Raw genomic sequence first — 19,230 nt, forward strand, 5'->3', positions numbered from 1 at the left:
TTTATTTCTCCTTCCGGCGTTCGATTTTAAAGCGCCGCAGAAGCATCTGCTGCGTTTCCAGATAACCATCCTCCGCCTGTATCTCATACCCATTTTCCGAACCATAGGCAACCGCCGAGAGCGCGCTTAAAAGATCCCGCTTGCTCTTCATCGGAACCTCCTCGCTGGATATCTCCGTCCGATCTCCTAAAAGCGCCTCCAGATAATTCTTCATCTTATCCTTCGAATACGGGTTCTCTGCCTCCCTCTCCTGTGCCTTCCTCGCACGATCGATGTCCTCCTGTGTCATTTCTTCCAGCTTTGCATAGGTTGCTTCGCGGATCATCTGCTCCCGTCGCGGATAGCGGATCGAGTCAGTATCGATAAACTCATTATTTTCCAGCAAAAACAACCCGTTCATCGACTCCGGCAGTTCTTCCTTCCAACCGAGTGTGTTCATCTCCGCCGCAATCACGCGGATCGTCTGCTCGACATGCCCGCGCACATCGCTGTCCCGGTTTTGAAGAAATCTCGCGCGTCCAATCGCAATCTGTAAATAGATATTAATTTTATGCTTGATATCCCGCATGATCTGGTCGTAATCGACTGAGAAAAACTGCAGAATCGTCTGGATCATATCCAGCACCTTATTCTCCGCCTCAATGTGTTCCAGTTCTTCTTCCTTCGCGCATCCCGCCACCAGACCCTCAAACAGCTCCTGCCGGTTCCGCATCGCTTCCAGCTTTGACCGGATAAAGGAACGGTACATATGAATATTCTGCTGTTTTGTCAGACGCGCGTACTCGCGGATAAAATCGCCCTCACAGTATTCGAGGACGTTCTCGGTCAGACTTTCCAGGCTTTCCTCGCGCACCATCCGCTCGATGATTTTTTTGATAAAGGTCGCCAGGCGCTTGAGCGCACCGGAGAGCTGTTTCGCGTTGCGGTAGACCGAGCGCAGCGCATTGACATAGATATCCGGTTCCCACTGGTCGGGATTCTGCAAAATATTATAAATATTGAAAATATAACTTGAAAATTCTTCCCACTCCGGCTTCATCATCTTCTGGAGAAATTCTGCCAGAAAGACGCCCTGCTCCGTCATCATGATATGCTTCTCATACGTCGCATCGTCCGTGTCCTCCTCCAGCCATCCGACCTCTTTCGAGCAGAATTTGCGGATCACGGAATTGGCAAGCTGGTTGTAATTCCGGTCGGTTGTCATCTCATCGTCCAAATAATCAATGTGATTCTCCAGAAGATAGATGGCAAGCGCATCCCGGATGCGGCTGCGGGCAATGCGGTAGGTGATCTCCCGGTCATACTCATGATAAATGAGCAGAAGACAGTCCGAATAAATGCGGTTGCTGCTGCCGCTTGCCAGGCAGTTGAAAAAGCCGATTGGGAGAGCATCAAAAAGGTTTTTATTTATACTCACGGTGTATTCCTTCCATATATTTATCTGTATTTATGTTTCTGATTTTCCTGAATATTTCAATATCTGAAAACACCTAACTACCAGCTCTTCCAAAAAACGAAAAGCCGGCAGTCTCAGTCGTTTCTTCTTAATAATTATATACTCTATACCGGGAAAATGGCAAGGCTGGGACTGTTTGGACTTTGATTCCGGTTATTTCAAAGAGACGTTTCTTCCTTTATTTAACGTACTCACAAACTGCATCACACATTTCGTCAGCTTCGCAATGCTTTCACTTTCCTCCGCCCCCGGCTTCATACCCATTCCTATTTCCCGGATGCAGGTCGGGGAAACCGGAACGCAGTAGACATCTTCAGTATTTCCGCGGATCATCAGTTCAGACATCATTGAAATGCCCAGCCCTTTTCCCACCATGCGGATCACCGTCTCATCATCCACATAGACAGACTGCTCCTTTGCCCTGACTCCCTCTTTTGCAAATGCGGCGTGTACATCGATGTCAAACCGCCCGTAAGGCATCAGGAAATCTTTTCCTTCAAATTCACGCAGCGGAAATTCTTTGCGCCCATTTAAGGGATACTGCTTTGGCAGAATCGCATACAAAAGTTCATGATACAGCGGAATCCACTCGCATTTCGGTTCTTTCTGTCTGCTCGCAAAAATGACATCCGTCTTTCCGCTCTGTAATAATTCAAATGGTTCCAGCGCATGATCGACCATGCGGAGATCAACGTCCACCTTCGGGCAGAGGCGGCGGAACCGGTATAAAATCTCCGGCATCCAGTACATCGCGATGCTCGCATATGCCGCCACACGGATCGACTCCTCCTGCTGTTCCCGCACCGCCTGAATCTTATTTTCCAGGGTGGCATTTGCCTGCAAAAACTGGCGGATATCCGGCAACAGGTTTTCTCCCGCCTCCGTCAGCGCGATGCCGCTGTAACTGCGGCGGATCAACGGAAATCCAATCTCCCGCTCCAGGCTGTCCACCAGATGGGTCAGCCCCGACTGCGTGTAGCCAACTACCTCGGATGCTTTCGAAAAACTTCCAAGATCTACCGCCGTCATCAATATTTCCAGTTTTTTGGCATCCATTCCGCACCTCCTTTTAGAATATTACATTTTGTCATATTTCTATTATAAACTAGATTTTCACAAACCACAAGGAAGGCTTTATAATGATGATTAGAAAAGAGTTTTCAATTGTTACTGTTCACGGGTAGGCACTTTTGGAACCGAAAGTGCCGTAAGAAAACGTGGTGGCAGCAGGAATTTGCCGTATTTAAATGCGAAGCCACGGCAAATTCCGTTACTGGACACGTATGCGTGAACAGTAACTTTCAATTCTCATGTAAAAGGAGTGAATATCTATGACGCAGACCTGTCTTTCCCATAAGCAGCGGCTTTTAGTTGCCGGAACATTATTCGGCATGTTCTTTGGCGCCGGAAATCTGATTTTTCCGGTACATTTCGGTCAGCTTGCCGGACGCCAGTTTCTCCCGGCAGCGATTGGATTTATTCTGACTGCCGTCGGCATTCCGATCCTGGGTGTTGCCGCGATCGGAAGCACACATTCGGAGGGACTTCAGGATCTGTCCCGCCGCGTCGGACACAGATATAGCTATTTCTTTACCTGTCTGCTCTACCTGACAATCGGACCGTTTTTCGCTATTCCGCGGTGCGCTACGACCTCCTTTACCGCCGGAGTCAGACCTCTTTTAGGAACACAGCTTTCCGAACAGACTATGCTGTTTTTGTTTTCGCTGATCTTCTTTGCGCTGGTGTTTGTATTTTCCATTCGTCCAGGCAGCATCACGCTCTGGATCGGAAAAATTATCAATCCGCTGTTTCTTCTGTTTCTAGGCGTTCTGATTGTGACTGCCCTGCTTCATCCGAGCATCGAGGTTTCAGCGGCAGTTCCCGATGCCTCTTATCAGAATGGAGCTTTCTTTTCCGCGCTCTCCCAGGGCTATGAAACCATGGATGCGATTGCCGGACTCGCATTCGGGATCGTGGTCATTTCGGTTATCCGCCAGATGGGCGTGCGGGAAGATTCAACCATTGCAAAAGAGGTTCTGCATTCCGGTATGCTGGCTGGGCTTCTGATGGCATTTATCTATCTGCTTACCATCCTGATTGGAGTACAGTCACTGGGACAATTCGAACTTTCAGAAAACGGCGGCATCGCCCTCTCCCAGATTGCAGACTACTACCTTGGACGGATGGGCACCTGGATCCTCGCCATCGCGATCACCTTCGCCTGCCTCAAAACCTCCATCGGGCTTGTAACGAGCTGTGCGGAAACCTTTGTGAAACTGTTTCCCCATGCCCTTTCCTACCGTGCATGGGCGGTCGTTTTTACCCTTTTTTCACTCATTGTGTCAAATATAGGACTGTCCGCTATCATCACTTACTCGGTTCCTGTTTTGATGCTGATTTACCCGCCAGCCATCACGCTGATTCTCCTCGCGCTGCTTGGAAATGCATTCCAGCATAACAAAAAAGTCTATGTCTGCGTTACCATTTGTTCCTGGGCAGCTTCCATCTTTGACTTTTTAGCAGCTCTGCCAGACGAAATGCAGTCTGCCCTACATCTGGAACCCGTCATCGCATTTGCCAGACAGACGCTTCCGCTGTTTGATTTGAACCTCGGATGGATTCTGCCGTCGCTTGTCGGGCTTTGTATTGGACTTCTCTGGAGACAGAAAGAAAAACCAGCAGACCGCTCACACCTTCCTGTATTTCCCATATCTTAATAGTATGAACGAACCGCAGGAGGCAACCATGAAACGAACTAAATTTGCAGCTGCCCTGGCTGTGCTCACTCTGCTTACCACCCTGACCGGGTGTGGACAGGCGAAGGAGGCGGACGGGGCGCTTGAACCGGTCACACTCAATGAGGTAGCCCACTCGATTTTTTATGCGCCGCAGTACGCCGCCATCGAGCTGGGCTATTTTAAGGATGAGGCATCGCTCTGACACTCGTAAACGGTGCCGGTGCCGACAAGGTTATGACCGCACTCATCTCCGGGGACGCGATATCGGATTTATGGGCTCAGAGGCAAGTATCTATGTCTACCAGGAAGGTTCCGCCGATTATGCTGTCAATTTTGCCCAGCTGACCCAGCGTGCCGGAAACTTTCTCGTTGGACGAAGTGCCGAACCAGACTTTTCCTGGCAGGATCTGAAAGGCAAAAAGGTGCTTGGCGGGCGCGCGGGTGGAATGCCAGAAATGGTCTTTGAGTATATTTTAAAGAAAAATGGCATCGATCCAAAAAATGACCTGACAATCGATCAGAGTATCAATTTCGGGCTGACAGCGGCGGCGTTTACGAGTAATGATGCGGATTACACGGTCGAGTTCGAGCCCTTCGCCACCACCCTTGAAACCGAAGGAAATGGCACCGTTGTCGCCTCGCTCGGCGTCGATTCCGGTTATGTCCCCTACACCGCCTACTGTGCAAAGCAGAGCTATCTAAATAGGCATCCGGAAATTATCCAGTCGTTCACGAATGCCATCCAGAAGGGCTTAGCTTACGTCAACTCCCACAGTGCGGACGAAATCGCCGAGACAATCCAACCTCAGTTCCGGAAACAGACCGCTCGGCAATCGCCCGCATTGTTGAACGCTACAAAGCGCAGGACACCTGGAAAAATGATACCATTTTCCACAGGGACAGCTTTGAGCTTCTGGAAAACATTCTGGAAGAAGCAGGTGAACTCAAGGAACGGATTCCTTATGAAAAACTGGTAACGACCACGTATTCTGAAAAAGCGGCTGGATTGCAGAATGAATAACTAGCAAAAAAGAATGTGCCTTGGCACATCCGGGCGTCTCGCGCGGTCGCTTGCGACAACCTACATCTTCGCGCGAGTGCGCATCATTGGCACGTTAGTGCCTTTTTGTGTAATAGGGAATTCCAAGGAATTTCCTATTACACAAAAAAGCTGTCATGTATCACTATTCAAACATGACAGCTCTTTATTTCTATGCCGCAAACACTCCCATTACCTTCTTAAAATAGTCCCATAGTCCCGCTTTCTCCACCGTTTCTGCCGCTTCTATCTCCACACTTCCCAATTCCCGTCCATCCAACCGGTAGACCAGATGTCCGATCACATCACCTTCCCGAACCGGCGCTTTGCGGGATTCTTCCATCATCCACTCTTTTTCGATTCCATCCAGATTCTCTCCTCCCATCGAAAGATAAGAAAAGGTTCCCCGCAGACGTCCTGCAACCTGTTCCTGGATGCCGCCTGCCACCGTCGTTTCCGGCACAGCTCCCGGATTTTCATCTTTGTAAAGATGACAATTTGCAAACCCATAATTTAATAATGTGACCGCATCCGCAAACCGCGCCTTATAATCCGGTGCTGCCAGGATGACGGCAATCAGATCAACACCATCTTTCCGCCCGGTTGCGGACAGGCAATATTTTGCCAGCGATGTAGAACCTGTTTTCAGTCCCGTCACCTCAAAATTTGTCACCATTTTCAGCAGCTTATTCGTATTGGAAAGTCCAAATTCTTTCTCTCCCTGCTTGGTCCGGTGCGTTATATTTTCCATCCAGATCGTTGAATACTGAAAAATTTCCGGATACTTCGTGATCAATTCCCGCGACATGAGGGCAATGTCGCGCGCCGACATCGCGTGCGTCGTAGACGCCGTCAGACCGCAGCAATCCTCAAACCTTGCTGTCTCCATTCCAAGCCCTTTCGCCCGCTCGTTCATCATCGCAACAAATGCCTCCTCGCTGCCGCCGATATACTCTGCCATCGCCACACTGGCATCGTTTCCCGATGCAATGACAATGCACTTGATCAGCGTTTCGACCGTCTGTACCTCCCCTTCTTCCAAAAACACCTGGGATCCCCCCATGGATTTCGCATGCGCGCTGGTCGTGACCTCATCCTGCAAATGAATTTTTCCCGAATGTAACGCATCAAAAATCAGAAGCAGCGTCATAATCTTCGTCACGCTGGCTGGATTTCGCGCCTCGTCCGCATTTTTTTCGTACAAAATAGTTCCGGTGGAGGCCTCCATAAGGATCGCCTCCGGTGCCTGGACGGGAAGCTCAGCGGCATTTTCTGCTGCCTGCGCTGTCTCTGCGGTTACTGAAACGGGAATCCACAGTTCCTCCGCGTAAGATGTGAGCATACCACTTCCCCCCAATTTACCAATTCCAAGCTGTATGCCTGACACACATTCTCCCATCGTAAGCACAACCGCTACACCAATCGCTGCCAGCCCTCTCCAAGCATTTTTGTTTAAATACTCTCTTCTCCTGTCTCTGCCCCCTTCGTCCCAACACATACATTCTTTTTCCCGAAACAGCTTCTTTTTCACAAACCAACACCATTTTTCCACACGCTTCCATTTCAAATACCACGCCTCTCCCTGCATGATACATTTTTCATTCATATCTTCCTCCGTCTGCACATACTCTCTTCTCAAGATATGGCATATCCGCCCGTCCCTATGCCAAAGAGAATTGTAAGAAACTGTCATAGACCACCTTTCCTTTTTATGGTATACTATAAGAACACAGACAGGCTTATAAAAACGTTTTCCGCTCTCTTTCTTGCTGTGTCGAGTCGGTGGCAAACTTTCTCGGCCTGTTATTACTATCTGACGCAAAAAACGACAGATAAATATGAATAAACAAAAGGTGAAAACTATGATGAGAAGAAATTCCTCCCTTGGAAGCGTTGGATTTTCTGCACGTGGCGGACGTTCCAGGCGACGGCACGGCGGTTCCTCCAAACTTCCGTATTTAATTTTAATCGGCATTCTGATTGTACTGCTTGGAATTGCCGCGTTCCTCTGGGTGCGCCGCTCTCCGGCAGCACATGTATCTTCGGTTCCAGCGTCAACCGAAACGGATTCTGAAAATGGAGTAATTTCCCTTGATAATGCATCTGCACCTGCTGATGACAGCCTCGAGGGTGTCATCGCTCAGGCAAAGCTTCTGGCAGACGGTTATGACTATGACAGGGCAATCAATCTCCTGTCCAGCAGTACATACGCATCTGACGAGTCCGTGACGGCAGCGATCGACGAATACAACGCCACCAAAGAAACACTGGTGCGCGCTGATCCGCGCAAAGTAACGCATGTATTCTTCCATACACTGATTATGGATACCTCGAAAGCATTTGACGGCGACAGCCGCGAAAAGGGTTATAATCAGGTCATGACGACCAAGGATGAATTTATGAAGATTCTCCAGTCGATGTATGAGCGCGGTTTCGTTCTGGTACGTCTGCACGATGTAGCATATGAGGTGACCGCAGAGGACGGTTCCAGGCATTTCCAGGAGGGCGATATCATGCTTCCGGAAGGTAAGAAACCGTTCGTCATGTCACAGGATGATGTCTGCTACTACGAATACATGGATGGCGATGGCTTTGCCTCCCGTATGATTATCGGCGAGGATGGCAAGCCAACGAACGAGATGAAGATGGACGACGGTTCTGTTTCCGTCGGTTCCTATGATCTGGTGCCGTTACTGGATGATTTCATCAAAGAGCACCCGGATTTCTCCTACCGCGGCGCAAAAGCGTGCATTGCTTTTACCGGTTACAATGGCATCCTGGGTTACCGCACCGATTCCGCCTACAATACTGACGAGTACAAAGCGGAACACCCGGATTTCAACTTTGAGGAAGAACGCGCCAACGCAGCAAAAGTCGTCCAGTGCCTGCGCGACGACGGTTTTGAAATTGCCTCCCACAGCTGGGGCCACCGCAACATGGGTACGATCCCAATGGATAAATTCCGTGAAGATACCGATAAATGGGCAAATGAAGTCGAAACGCTGACCGGTCCGTGTGATATCATCCTCTTCCCGTTTGGAAGCGATATTGGGGACTGGCATCCGTATGATACAAGTAGCGAGCGCTTCCAGTACCTGTACAACAAGGGATTCCGTTACTTCTGTAACGTAGATTCCTCCCAGTATTTCGTCCAGATCGGCGACGATTATATGCGACAGGGGCGCCGGAACCTTGACGGCTACCGGATGTATTATGACCTTCCGGAAAGTGGAGTCGGCGGCGACCATTTGAGTGACCTGTTTGATGTCAACGAGGTATTTGACCGGTCAAGACCTACTCCGGTGCCGAAGATGACGGAGTAAGATAAAGCTGTAATCCAATTTTAAATAAAAGAAAGAGAAATCGAGCATTTGTTCGATTTCTCTTTCTTTTTAAAAACCCCGGAGTCTTCCACACTCCGGGGTTTTCACTGTTCCACTTGGAACTCTTACATCATTTTTTACCTACAGACATTATAACACAAAACGCCGTTTCTTTTTAACACAGCTTTCCGTTGCAAACCTTAGAACTGCACAATCTCCTCAATCGGCTCTGCCTTTTCCACGTAATCTGCATAAAGCATCGGACCTTCGCCCTCATACTCCGGCATATACTCATATTCTACGCGGGCACGTACTTTGACCCAGTCTTTCGTCTCAAGCAGACGGGCATTTTTTGCCTTGCACATGAAACCTAAGAACGTCATATCTGCCTCGCAGCAAGTCATCGCCATACGTCCAGGAACAAAATTGTTCTTCGGGAAATCCGGGGTTTTCAGTACCATGCCGGTAAATTCAACAGTCTTTCCACGGTAACGGTCCGGTTTATCCATCGCATCAATATACCAGATACCATATGCCTCCGGCGGAATCTCGATCACTTCGGCATTGACATCAAATGGAAGATCCGCTTCAGTCACTTCCTCAATTTCGCCCTCTGCGTCCTCAAATACGATCTGAACCTGCGGGTTCATGCCCTTTAAAGTACGGCGGTATACATCCAGATCCTCGATCTCGTCGCAACGGTTCATGATAATCATTTCCGTGTTGCGGACCATGGCACCAATCAATGGTTTCATGTTCTGCAGGTATAAATCAAATGTGGAACCATCGATGATCGTAATCTGCTGATACAGATCCCAATCGTTCGGAAGTTTCAGGGCATCCAGATTCCACATACCGTTCCACTCCATCAGAACTCGCTCCGGATTGTAAAGAAGCTCCAGATCCTGTAGGTATTCCGGCGTCAGCTTTTCCGCTTCCTCTATATAGACAACCGCTGTATGAGTCTGCTTTAAAAGCTCCTCATCATACTCTTCCTCGCCCTCTTCGCAGACAATCAGAAGTGTTTTTCCTTCGGTCTGGAAATAATCCTGCTGCATTGTAAATTTAATAAACTGGGTTTTTCCAGCTTCCAGAAAACCATTGATGAGAAACAACGGCATCTTATCTTCATTCATAGTTCATTCTCCTTGTATTTACGCGTTAAACGCTGCCTTCAGACCCTCTTCGTCCAGCTCGGCACCGATCACGCACACCTTTCCGGTAAAATCCGGTGCTCCCTCACGGATCTCAGCCTGCTCCGGAACCATATCAAAATGCAGCCATACGCCCTTTTCTTCACTCGGAACCATGCCTTTCGCACGCAGAACCTCGCCGTATTTATCACCATAAGCCAGATCATCCAGAATCTTCTGCAGATCTTCTTTCTTCATCACGCCGACATTCTCCAAGCCCCAGCTTGTAAATACATCATCTGCATGATGGTGTCCTCGTGATCGTGGTGGTGGTCATGGCAGCCACAGCCACACTCGTCATCATGGTCGTGATGATGATGCTCATGGTCATGATCGTGACAGCCACAGTCATCATCATGGTCATGATGATGGTGCTCATGATCGTGATCATGACAGCCACAATCGCAGTCATCGTCATGATCATGATGGTGATGATGCTCGTGATCATGATCATGGCAGCCACAGTCGCAGTCATCGTCATGGTGGTGATGCTCATGATCGTGGTCATGGCAGCCGCAATCGCAGTCATCGTCATGATCATGATGGTGATGATGCTCATGCATATGCTCTCTTGCCTCTTTCATCAGCTCCTCTGCCATATCGTCTTCCTGCTCGATCATCTCAAGAAGCTGTGCGCCGGTCAGCTCGCTGCATGGAGTGGTCACGATGGTTGCCTTTGCATTGTGCTGGCGAAGCATCTCAACCGCGCCCTGTACCTTCTTCGGATCCGCTACATCGGTACGGCTTAACACGATCGTGCCTGCATTTTCGATCTGGTTATTGAAAAACTCACCGAAGTTCTTCATATACATACGGCATTTGTTGACATCTACCACGGTAACCGCACTGTTTAACATAACCTCAATCTCAGAAGCTACATTTTTTACTGCATTCATAACATCAGACAGCTTGCCGACGCCTGACGGCTCGATAATAACACGATCCGGCTGATATTTCGTCAGAACTTCCTCGAGGGAACGTCCAAAATCGCCGACCAGAGAGCAGCAGATACAGCCGGAGTTCATCTCACGGATCTCGATGCCAGCGTCTTTTAAAAAACCGCCGTCAATGCCGATCTGTCCAAATTCATTTTCAATCAGAACGACTTTCTCGCCTGAAATTGCTTCTTTTAAAAGCTGTTTAATAAACGTAGTCTTTCCTGCACCCAGGAAACCGGAAATAATATCAATCTTTGTCATTTTACTTACCTTCTTTTCTGTACAAATGTGTACTGACTGTAAATCATTGTCCGCCCGGTACCTGGCATCCCGGCAATGCATAGCTTTACATCGCCCGAATCTGCCGAAGTTCCGATCAGCCACTTATTATTTTACACAAATACCTAGTAAAGTCAAGCATCGGCAAAATCCCGTTACTGGGCGCGTGTGAACAGTAACGTTTTTAGCCTCACATATATGCAGCCTTTTTGAGACCAAAAACGCCCTATAAAGACACAGTAATCGTCCGCTTCCAGCTCGCCCCAGCATACACTGCCGTGATAAGCTCTGCCAGCCAGAACGCGTGCCAGACACCGATAGGACCGATGATCCGGCTGAGCACAAATGCGATCGGAATGATAATCACAGCATAGCGCATCAGGGAAATTTTCAGAGATTTAAGTCCCATTCCAAGTCCCTCAAACGCGCCAGAAGCAATGACGGAAACCGTTGACATGACAAAGCCCGGGCTGATGAGCCGGAGCGCCGTTCTGCCGATCTCCACCGTCGAAGGCGTCTGCGTAAACAGCCCCATCAGGAAATCCGGCACCAGCTCGCCAAGCAGGGTTCCCGCTGTCATGATAATGCCAACAATCATGAAGGCCGCGCGGAAGATCTTTTTCACCCTCTCCTGCTCGCCTGCACCGTAATTGTAACCGATCAGCGGGCGCATTCCCTGCACCACGCCGCTGGCTCCCTGATAAAGCAGTGCCTGCAGCTTGTAGTAAACACCCAGCACCAGAATATATACCTGCGAAAATGGTGCCAGAATCGCATTGAGCGCCGTCAGAAGCAGGGATGTCAGCGCCATATTGAGTGTTGCCGCGATTCCGACTGAATACATACCGCCGCAGATCTCCTTCGACGGACGCATTTCCCGCAGCGAAATCTCCACATTTAACGGTTTCACATGGTTTAAAATCAAATAAAACAGCAGCGACGCCGTCTGCCCGATTCCTGTCGCCCACGCCGCACCGCGGATTCCCAGTTCCGGCATGGGGCCTAAGCCAAAGATAAAGATCGGGTCCAGCACGATATTGACGCCGCATCCAATCAAGACGGCTGCCATCGATATTTTCATCTTTCCAACCGACTGGTAGACCTTTTCATATGCCATTCCCATCGTGTCGATCGTTGAAAACAGAAACACATTGCAAAAATACGTCAGTCCGTAGGAAATCGTTACCTCATCGCTCGTAAACATCCGCAGGAAATACGGAATCACCGCCATTCCTAAAATCGTTAAAATCATTCCATGTAAGGCACTTAAAAATACTCCCTGCGATGCTGTCTGGTTCGCCATCCGTGTTTTTCCTTCGCCAAGGCGTCTCGCCACCATCGCATTGATACCAACGCCAAACCCAACCCCGGCTGCATGCGCGAGGTTCTGGATCGGATAGACAAGCGAAACCGCCGTCATCGCGTCCTCACTGATCATTGCCACGAAAATGCTGTCCACGATATTGTAGAGTGCCCCGGCGATCATCGATATGATGACCGGGATTCCCATCGAAAGCAGCAGCGGGACAACTGGTTTTTCTTTCATGTAGGTCTGATCCATTTTTCCATCTCCATTCCCTTTTTTATTTTTCACTTTTCATGAGCGTTTCTGACACATTCTTCGCAGAAAAAAACACTTAGGTTTCTTCTGCAAAGCATTTCTTATCAAATAAAAAGAGACTACGGACTTTACTGTTTATCTCAGAAACAGTACAAACCCTATAGTCTCTTTAACGCTTAGACAAGCTATTCGATTTTCGTTTTCTATCGCCGACCAGCAACTCTGCAAGCTTTTGCTGGCGATCTGCCCATTCCGGCAACCGAATATTATTATAACCGCAAGCCATTTTATTTGTCAACCACTCCCCGGCAAATCATCGCGGCAAATTCCTGCTGCCACCACGTTTTCTTACGGCACTTTCGGTTCCAAAAGTGCCTATCTGTGAACAGAAACATGAGCATACAGAATGTGTATGTTTTACAAAAAAACATCCTATTTGCGGGCAGTAGCAGCTACCCCTCTCTGTATCAGCGAAAAGAGCAGAAACGCTGCCAGATCCACCACAACAACGCTCGCGCCCGCCGGTGTTGAGTACGTGTAGGACAGCACCATTCCTCCAAAGAAACAGATCAGCGACAGAATCCCCGATGCGATAACCACCCCCCGGAAGCTCTTGAACACCCGCATGGAGGTCAGAGCCGGGAAAATAATCAGACTGGAGATCAGCATCGCGCCCATCATCCTCATTCCAATCACGATCGTGATCGCGGTCAGAACCGCTATCAGCACGTTATAGAGCGACACATTGACGCCGGTCGCCTTGGCAAAGCTCTCATCAAAGGTAACCGCAAATACTTTGTTATAGCAAAAAAGATATAATCCAAGCACCACCATGGAAAGCACCGCCGCAAACTGGACATCTTCCCGGCTCATCGCGAGAATGCTTCCAAACATATAGCTGCTGACATCGGTCGTCATACCGGTTGTCAGGGAAGTTACGATAATACCGATTGCAAGCGCACTGGCCGAGATCATCGCAATCGCAGCGTCACTCTTTACTTTTCCATGTTCCGTGATCCGCAGCAGGAAAAATGCCGCCAGCACGACCACCGGAATCGAAACCTTTAAAGGCGACCAGCCTGCCGCCAGTGCAATCGAAAGGGATCCGAACGAAACATGGGATAAACCGTCTCCAATCATTGAGTAGCGTTTCAGCACCAGGCTGACACCCAGCAGAGAGGCGCAGAGAGAGACTAAAAGACCGCCGATCAGCGCCCGCACCATAAACGGATATGATAACATTTCAGATATAATTCCCATCTTCTACACCTCCTTCTCCGCATTTCTGTCTTTCAAATGCTGTTTCGTTTCAGAATCAGTTTCCGAACCCATTTCCGGCTTCTGCATCTTCCTGATTCCATCCTTCTGCATCGGCACTCCGCATCTGTGCCCCAGAGTTGCCAGCTCTTCCCGTCCCAGGAAAGAATGAGCAATCTCACTCTTCACATATTCTTTCATCGTCCCCCAGAACAGCGGCTTCTGCCGCATCTGCAAAATTTTTCCTCCCTGATGCACAATATTTGCCATATCATGGGAAACCATCAGGATTGCAACCTTTTCTTCCTGATTCAGTTTCCGGATCAGCTGGTAAAAATCCAGAATCGCCGACGGATCGAGTCCCGTGATCGGCTCATCGAGAATCAGCAGCTTATCCGTCGCACAGAGCGCCCGCGCGATCAGAACACGCTGTTTCTGACCGCCGGAAAGCTCTCTGAAACAGCTTTTTTCCAGATCGCGGATTCCCAGACGATCCAGATTTGCCCGCGCCTCTTTCTTTTCTTTCATCGAATAAAACGGGCGGCTGCCGCGTTTTCCCAGGCACCCGGAGATAACCACCTCAAACACAGTCGCTGGAAAGTCCTTCTGCGCGTCGGTCTGCTGCGGCAGGTAACCAATACCGGTTTTTTTTAATTCTTCCGAATATTCAATCCTGCCCGAAGTCGGTTTTAAAAGTCCCAGAATGCCCTTCATCAGGGTACTTTTTCCCGAACCATTTTCGCCGACAATGCAGATGTAATCGCCCTCATTTACCTCCAGGTTCACATCCAGCACCGCATCCTGGTTTTCATAACCAAAACCTACATGCTCACATTTTAAGAGTAATCCCATCTATAATTCCTTTCACTACTGCTCTACTCTTCTATTGTCATAAACATTCACCATGGCTAAAGACTTTTTCCCATAATCATCTATTCTTTTTATGACAATCCCTTTTTCAAGTTCTTTACGTTCTGCTCCATCAATTCCAGATAGGTAACACCCGAATCAAACTGGTGTCTCGTCACATTATGGCAGGAGTGGAACAACAGTGGTTCCGCGCCCGTCTCTTCCCCGATGATCTCCGCCACGCGCGGGCTGGAAAGCTCCAGGTAATAGACGGCTGGTATCTGTTCCTCCCGCACCTTATCGATCAGGTAGGCGATGGTCTTGGCACTCGGCTCCGTATCCGTACTGCATCCTGAAAATGCCGCCCTGTATTCCAGCCCATACTCATCGAAAAAGTACCGGAGTGGAAATTTATCACCGAAAACGACGAGACGGCGCTTGGCATGGGAGACAACTTCTCTGAATTCTGCATCCAATTCCGTCAATTTATCCTGATAGGACGCGCAGTTTTCCGCATAGGAAGCCGCGTGCGCCGGATCTTCCTGTGCCAGCACCTCCGCCAGCACGCCGGCCAGCTTTTTCGCATTGACCGGGGACGTCCAGATGTGCTCGTCATATTCAATCTCGACGCCGTGACCATCGTCCTCATCCAGATACTCTTGAGCGTGATCTTCATCATGAACCGCCACATCTTCCATATCATGCTCATCCTCGCTGTGAATATGCTCTTCTGTGTCGTGTTCTTCTTCACTGTAAACATGGTCCTCTGGCTCATGTTCTTCTTCACTGTGAGCATGATCTTCCGACTCATGATCGTGATCACCCGCATGAACTGTTCCATCCGCATGAACATGCGTATGTCCATGATCGTGCGCCTCTCCATCTTCCATGCCCTCGACGATCTCCTCCTGCACTACATCCACGCAGTCCATCATCGTCACGACGCGCTTCGGTCCGGTGCCTTCCCCGAAGGAATCAAGCACCTGCGAAAGCCACTGTTCCATCGTACCGCCGTTGCAGACTAACAGATCTGCATTCTGGATCGTGATCATGTCCGCCGGCGTCGGCTCGAACGAATGGCTGTCCATGCCCGCCGGAACAACCATCGTCAGCCGGATCGAATCCCCGGCAATCTGCCGGAGAAAATCGTAATACGGAAATAGCGTCGTCACAACGTTTAAGCGCGTATCACCAGACGCATCTGCCCCTTTTAACGGATTCGACGATGAATCAGACGATGCAGTTCCCCGCCGTGGCGTACACGCTGTAAGAACACAGGAAAAGGCAATCAAAAAAGCAAGCATCCATGATATCCATTTACATTTAAATCCATTCTTGTGTTTTACCATATTTCTTTTTTACCCTTAACTTCTTCTATTTCAGTAAATGTTTTTCAATAAACATTTCGAATTACTATTTCAAATATCATTTTCTTTCACAACTGTTTCTCTTTTCACAGCTATGAACAAACACAGACACTACTCCATTCTTCCATGTGACTCACTCTTTTTCTTCACAATCTCCGCTACTTCCGACGGATGTGCCACAATATACTGCGGGTGGCAGCCTTCCAGCTCTTCCCTGTTACGGAAGCCCCAGAGCACGCCGACCGTGTCCATTCCGGCATTCAGCCCAGTTTCCATATCTGTATTCGTATCGCCCAGATACAGACACTCTTCCTGTTTTATACCCAGTTCCCGGCAGATGGCGAACGCCCCGTCTGGAGCCGGTTTTTTCGGCGTTCCTGCCTGCTCGCCGCGCACCACATCAAAATATCCTTTCCCAAAGAATGTCTCAATATTCACAATTGCCTGATCATGCGGCTTGTTCGAAAGGACAGCCACATGTACACCCATCTCTTTTAACGACGCCAGCAGTTCCCGGATACCATCATATGGCTCTACGTCTTTCAGGCAGTATTTAGAGAAATTCTCCATATAAATCGGAAGCGACGCTTCATAATGAACCAGCTTCTCATCCCCCGCCAGCACCAGCGCGCGCTTCATCTGCATCCGGTATCCATTTCCCACGATCCGTTTCGTTTCCTCCGGTGTAACATGGCGCAGTCCGAATGCATCCAATGTTAAATTTGTCACATAAGTCAGCGCATAAACCGTATTTAAAAGAGTTCCATCCAAATCAAATATACATAAGCGGTACATTGCGTTTCTTCCTTTCTGTTTCCATCTTTTCTTGTAACTTTTTTGTTACTGTTCACGCATACGTGCTCCGTAACGGAATTTGCCATGGCTTCGCATTTAAATACGGCAAATTCCTGCTGCCACCACGTTTTCTTACGGCACTTTCGGTTCCAAAAGTGCCTACCTGTGAACAGTACCACTTTTTTCCCCTCACAGCCGTTTCATACTTTCACAGCTACAGGCAATCATTCATACAAACTCATCTTCGACCAAACATATCGCCCCGCAAATCACGATGTTTCCTGCCTCTCCTTCTGCATCTGCTCTTCACGCTCCCGCTTCGAGAATACGCATCCGCAGTAATTCTGCCGGTATAGATGATACTGCGCCGACAGCTCGATCGAGCGCTTATATCCCTCTTTTTTCTTGAAATCCGACGGCAGAAATGCCACATGATACTCTTCTCCCATCGCCTGCCCGATCGTATTGAGGCGCCCGGCATTTTTGAGCGGACTGATCGTGAGGGTCGTCGTGAACCAGTCATAGCCGCCCTCGGCTGCCAGCTTCGCCGCTTCCCGGAGGCGCATCTCAAAACAAATACCGCAGCGCTCGCCGCCCTCCGGATCCTTCTCATGCCCCCGGACTGCCTCATAGTAGCATTCCGGGTCGTATTTTCCTTCTACAAACCGGATCGGATGCACCGCTGGAAGCTCCCGGATCAGCCGCTGTACCTCCTCCGTGCGCGCCTCATATTCCTCTTTCGGTGAAATATTCGGATTGTAGTAGAACACCGTAATCGAAAAATACTGCGACAGATATTCCAGCACGTAGCTGCTGCACGGCGCACAACAGCTGTGAAGAAATAAAGTCGGAACTCTGCCGTCCCGGACTGCTGCATCCAGCACTTTTTCCATTTCTTTCTGATAATTCCGTTTCGCCGTCTGTGTCTTTCTGGCTGGCGGATTTTTCATTGGTTCCGACATTTTTCTCTCCTCTTTCTATAAGTTCCCATCTGTCCGTGCATTTTCCTTCCAGCACACGATACTTCTATCCGAAACGCTTCTTTCCTGACAAACATCATTTCCATCCTTAGACGTCATATGAAGATATGCACAATAATTCATATTCTTCAAAACTTGAAAAAGCAGCCTGTACCCACGGACGGGTACAAACTGCTTTATCTTTTTATTAAACCTTTCAGGAAATTCCAAACAAATTTCCCTTTTTATCAAAGTGATACAACTCTTACAGGAAATCGCGAATCCGCTTGCTCCGGACCGGATTTCTTAATTTACGAAGTGCTTTTGCCTCGATCTGGCGGATACGCTCTCTCGTTACGTTGAATGCTTTTCCGACCTCTTCCAGGGTTCTCGGATGTCCGTCCTCCAGACCAAACCGGAGAATAATAACCTGACGCTCTCTCTCCTTCAGGTCTCCAAGCAATGCATCGATATGCTCACGCAGCATAACAGATTCTACATTCCCTTCCGGCGTTACCACGTTGCCGTCCGCTACGAAATCACCCAGATTGGAATCGTCTTCCTCACCGATCGGGGTTTCCAGGGAAGCTGGCTCACGTGCGATCTGCATGATCTCCATGACCTTATCTTCGGACATGCCAAGCGCCTCGGAAAGCTCTGCCACCGACGGCTCATAGCCCAGTTCCAGCGTCAGCTTACGCTGCATCTTGGACATCTTGTTGATCGTCTCTACCATATGCACCGGGACACGGATAGTTCTCGCCTGATCCGCCAGAGCCCTTGTAACAGACTGACGAATCCACCAGGTCGCATATGTACTTAACTTATAACCCTTTGTATAATCAAACTTCTCAACGCCCTTAATAAGACCCAGATTGCCTTCCTGAACCAGATCCAGGAAGCTCATGCCGCGTCCTGTATAGCGCTTTGCAATGCTGACAACCAGGCGCAGGTTTGCCTCAATCAGGCGCTCTTTTGCATTCACATCACCCTCTGCTTTGCGCTTTGCAAGGCGGATCTCCTCCTCCGCGCTCAGAAGCGGAACAGTACCGATCTCTTTCAGGTACATGCGGACCGGATCTTCCGTGCCGATTCCCTCTAACAGATCGATCGCATCCAGATCGATATCCTCTTCCTCGTTCTTGAGGAATTCATCATCCACATCATCATCGAGCATCGAATCATTTTCCTTGAGGATCGAATCATCGATCACCTCCGGAATGACATCAATATTATTCTGCTCCAGATAATTGTAAATCTGCTCCATCTGCTCTGTCTGCAGATTATCGCCCATAAAAAAGTTATTGATCTCTGTCACGTCCAGCGCGTTCTGCTTGGACTTTGCTAACTCTACCAGTTTCCTTAACTTACCTAAAAAATTTTCTTTCTCCACGAATTAACGTCCTTTCGATTTATTTCGCTTAGAAGTTTCTTTATATCTAACGTGATATTGTCCCTCGATTGTTTGTGTGCTCT

General features: G+C 49.0%; 12 protein-coding genes and 3 pseudogenes. 3 read left to right on the forward strand and 12 right to left on the reverse strand.

Going from position 1 to position 19,230, the window contains the following annotated elements; translation table 11 throughout:
- Nucleotide 1: 1 nt before the first annotated feature.
- Both DWX91_RS03005 and DWX91_RS03010 read right to left on the reverse strand, forming a co-directional pair.
- Nucleotides 2-1,417, reverse strand: coding sequence for a Wadjet anti-phage system protein JetA family protein (locus tag DWX91_RS03005; protein WP_118472047.1), 1,416 nt, complete (start codon nucleotides 1,415-1,417; stop codon nucleotides 2-4).
- Between the two features lie 192 nt (nucleotides 1,418-1,609).
- On the reverse strand, nucleotides 1,610-2,512 hold the full coding sequence (locus DWX91_RS03010; RefSeq protein ID WP_107000149.1) for a LysR family transcriptional regulator: 903 nt from the start codon (nucleotides 2,510-2,512) through the stop codon (nucleotides 1,610-1,612).
- Nucleotides 2,513-2,787: 275 nt separating this feature from the next.
- On the opposite strand from DWX91_RS03010, the gene brnQ reads away from it, so the two are divergent.
- A complete protein-coding gene (brnQ, locus tag DWX91_RS03015) occupies nucleotides 2,788-4,173 on the forward strand; it encodes a branched-chain amino acid transport system II carrier protein (RefSeq protein WP_118538252.1) in 1,386 nt (461 codons plus the stop codon).
- 28 nt (nucleotides 4,174-4,201) lie between these two features.
- Nucleotides 4,202-5,215: pseudogene (locus DWX91_RS03020) on the forward strand (ABC transporter substrate-binding protein).
- Between the two features lie 190 nt (nucleotides 5,216-5,405).
- Here the strand turns inward: DWX91_RS03020 and DWX91_RS03025 are convergent.
- Nucleotides 5,406-6,839, reverse strand: a complete 1,434-nt coding sequence (locus tag DWX91_RS03025) for a D-alanyl-D-alanine carboxypeptidase family protein (protein ID WP_243017778.1) — start codon at nucleotides 6,837-6,839, stop codon at nucleotides 5,406-5,408.
- Between the two features lie 256 nt (nucleotides 6,840-7,095).
- Between DWX91_RS03025 and DWX91_RS03030 the strand changes: the two genes are divergently transcribed.
- Nucleotides 7,096-8,556, forward strand: coding sequence for a polysaccharide deacetylase family protein (locus DWX91_RS03030; RefSeq protein WP_118538254.1), 1,461 nt, complete (start codon nucleotides 7,096-7,098; stop codon nucleotides 8,554-8,556).
- A gap of 200 nt (nucleotides 8,557-8,756) precedes the next feature.
- Here the strand turns inward: DWX91_RS03030 and DWX91_RS03035 are convergent, their stop codons facing one another.
- The 9 genes and pseudogenes from DWX91_RS03035 to rpoD all read right to left on the reverse strand — a co-directional run bounded on the left by DWX91_RS03035 (nucleotide 8,757) and on the right by rpoD (nucleotide 19,147).
- Nucleotides 8,757-9,692: a GTP-binding protein gene (locus DWX91_RS03035; protein WP_022359817.1), complete on the reverse strand. Its 936-nt coding sequence runs from the start codon at nucleotides 9,690-9,692 to the stop codon at nucleotides 8,757-8,759.
- Nucleotides 9,693-9,710: 18 nt separating this feature from the next.
- A pseudogene (locus tag DWX91_RS03040) lies at nucleotides 9,711-10,948 on the reverse strand (CobW family GTP-binding protein).
- A gap of 244 nt (nucleotides 10,949-11,192) precedes the next feature.
- Nucleotides 11,193-12,527 (reverse strand): MATE family efflux transporter, encoded by a 1,335-nt coding sequence (locus tag DWX91_RS03045; RefSeq protein ID WP_118538256.1) that lies wholly within the window; start codon nucleotides 12,525-12,527, stop codon nucleotides 11,193-11,195.
- Nucleotides 12,528-12,959: 432 nt separating this feature from the next.
- Complete coding sequence (locus DWX91_RS03050; RefSeq protein ID WP_118472052.1) at nucleotides 12,960-13,787, reverse strand: metal ABC transporter permease; 828 nt, start codon at nucleotides 13,785-13,787, stop codon at nucleotides 12,960-12,962.
- Between the two features lie 147 nt (nucleotides 13,788-13,934).
- Nucleotides 13,935-14,636: pseudogene (locus DWX91_RS03055) on the reverse strand (ABC transporter ATP-binding protein); the annotation flags it as partial.
- A gap of 89 nt (nucleotides 14,637-14,725) precedes the next feature.
- Nucleotides 14,726-15,982, reverse strand: a complete 1,257-nt coding sequence (locus tag DWX91_RS03060; RefSeq protein WP_118472054.1) for a metal ABC transporter substrate-binding protein — start codon at nucleotides 15,980-15,982, stop codon at nucleotides 14,726-14,728.
- Nucleotides 15,983-16,111: 129 nt separating this feature from the next.
- Nucleotides 16,112-16,795, reverse strand: a complete 684-nt coding sequence (locus DWX91_RS03065) for an HAD family hydrolase (protein WP_118472055.1) — start codon at nucleotides 16,793-16,795, stop codon at nucleotides 16,112-16,114.
- Between the two features lie 269 nt (nucleotides 16,796-17,064).
- On the reverse strand, nucleotides 17,065-17,757 hold the full coding sequence (locus tag DWX91_RS03070; protein ID WP_022359809.1) for an epoxyqueuosine reductase QueH: 693 nt from the start codon (nucleotides 17,755-17,757) through the stop codon (nucleotides 17,065-17,067).
- 262 nt (nucleotides 17,758-18,019) lie between these two features.
- Complete coding sequence (rpoD, locus tag DWX91_RS03075) at nucleotides 18,020-19,147, reverse strand: RNA polymerase sigma factor RpoD (protein ID WP_022359808.1); 1,128 nt, start codon at nucleotides 19,145-19,147, stop codon at nucleotides 18,020-18,022.
- Between the last annotated feature and the right edge of the window lie 83 nt (nucleotides 19,148-19,230).

Source organism: Clostridium sp. AF22-10 (assembly GCF_003478725.1).
Lineage (GTDB): Bacteria > Bacillota > Clostridia > Lachnospirales > Lachnospiraceae > Otoolea > Otoolea fessa.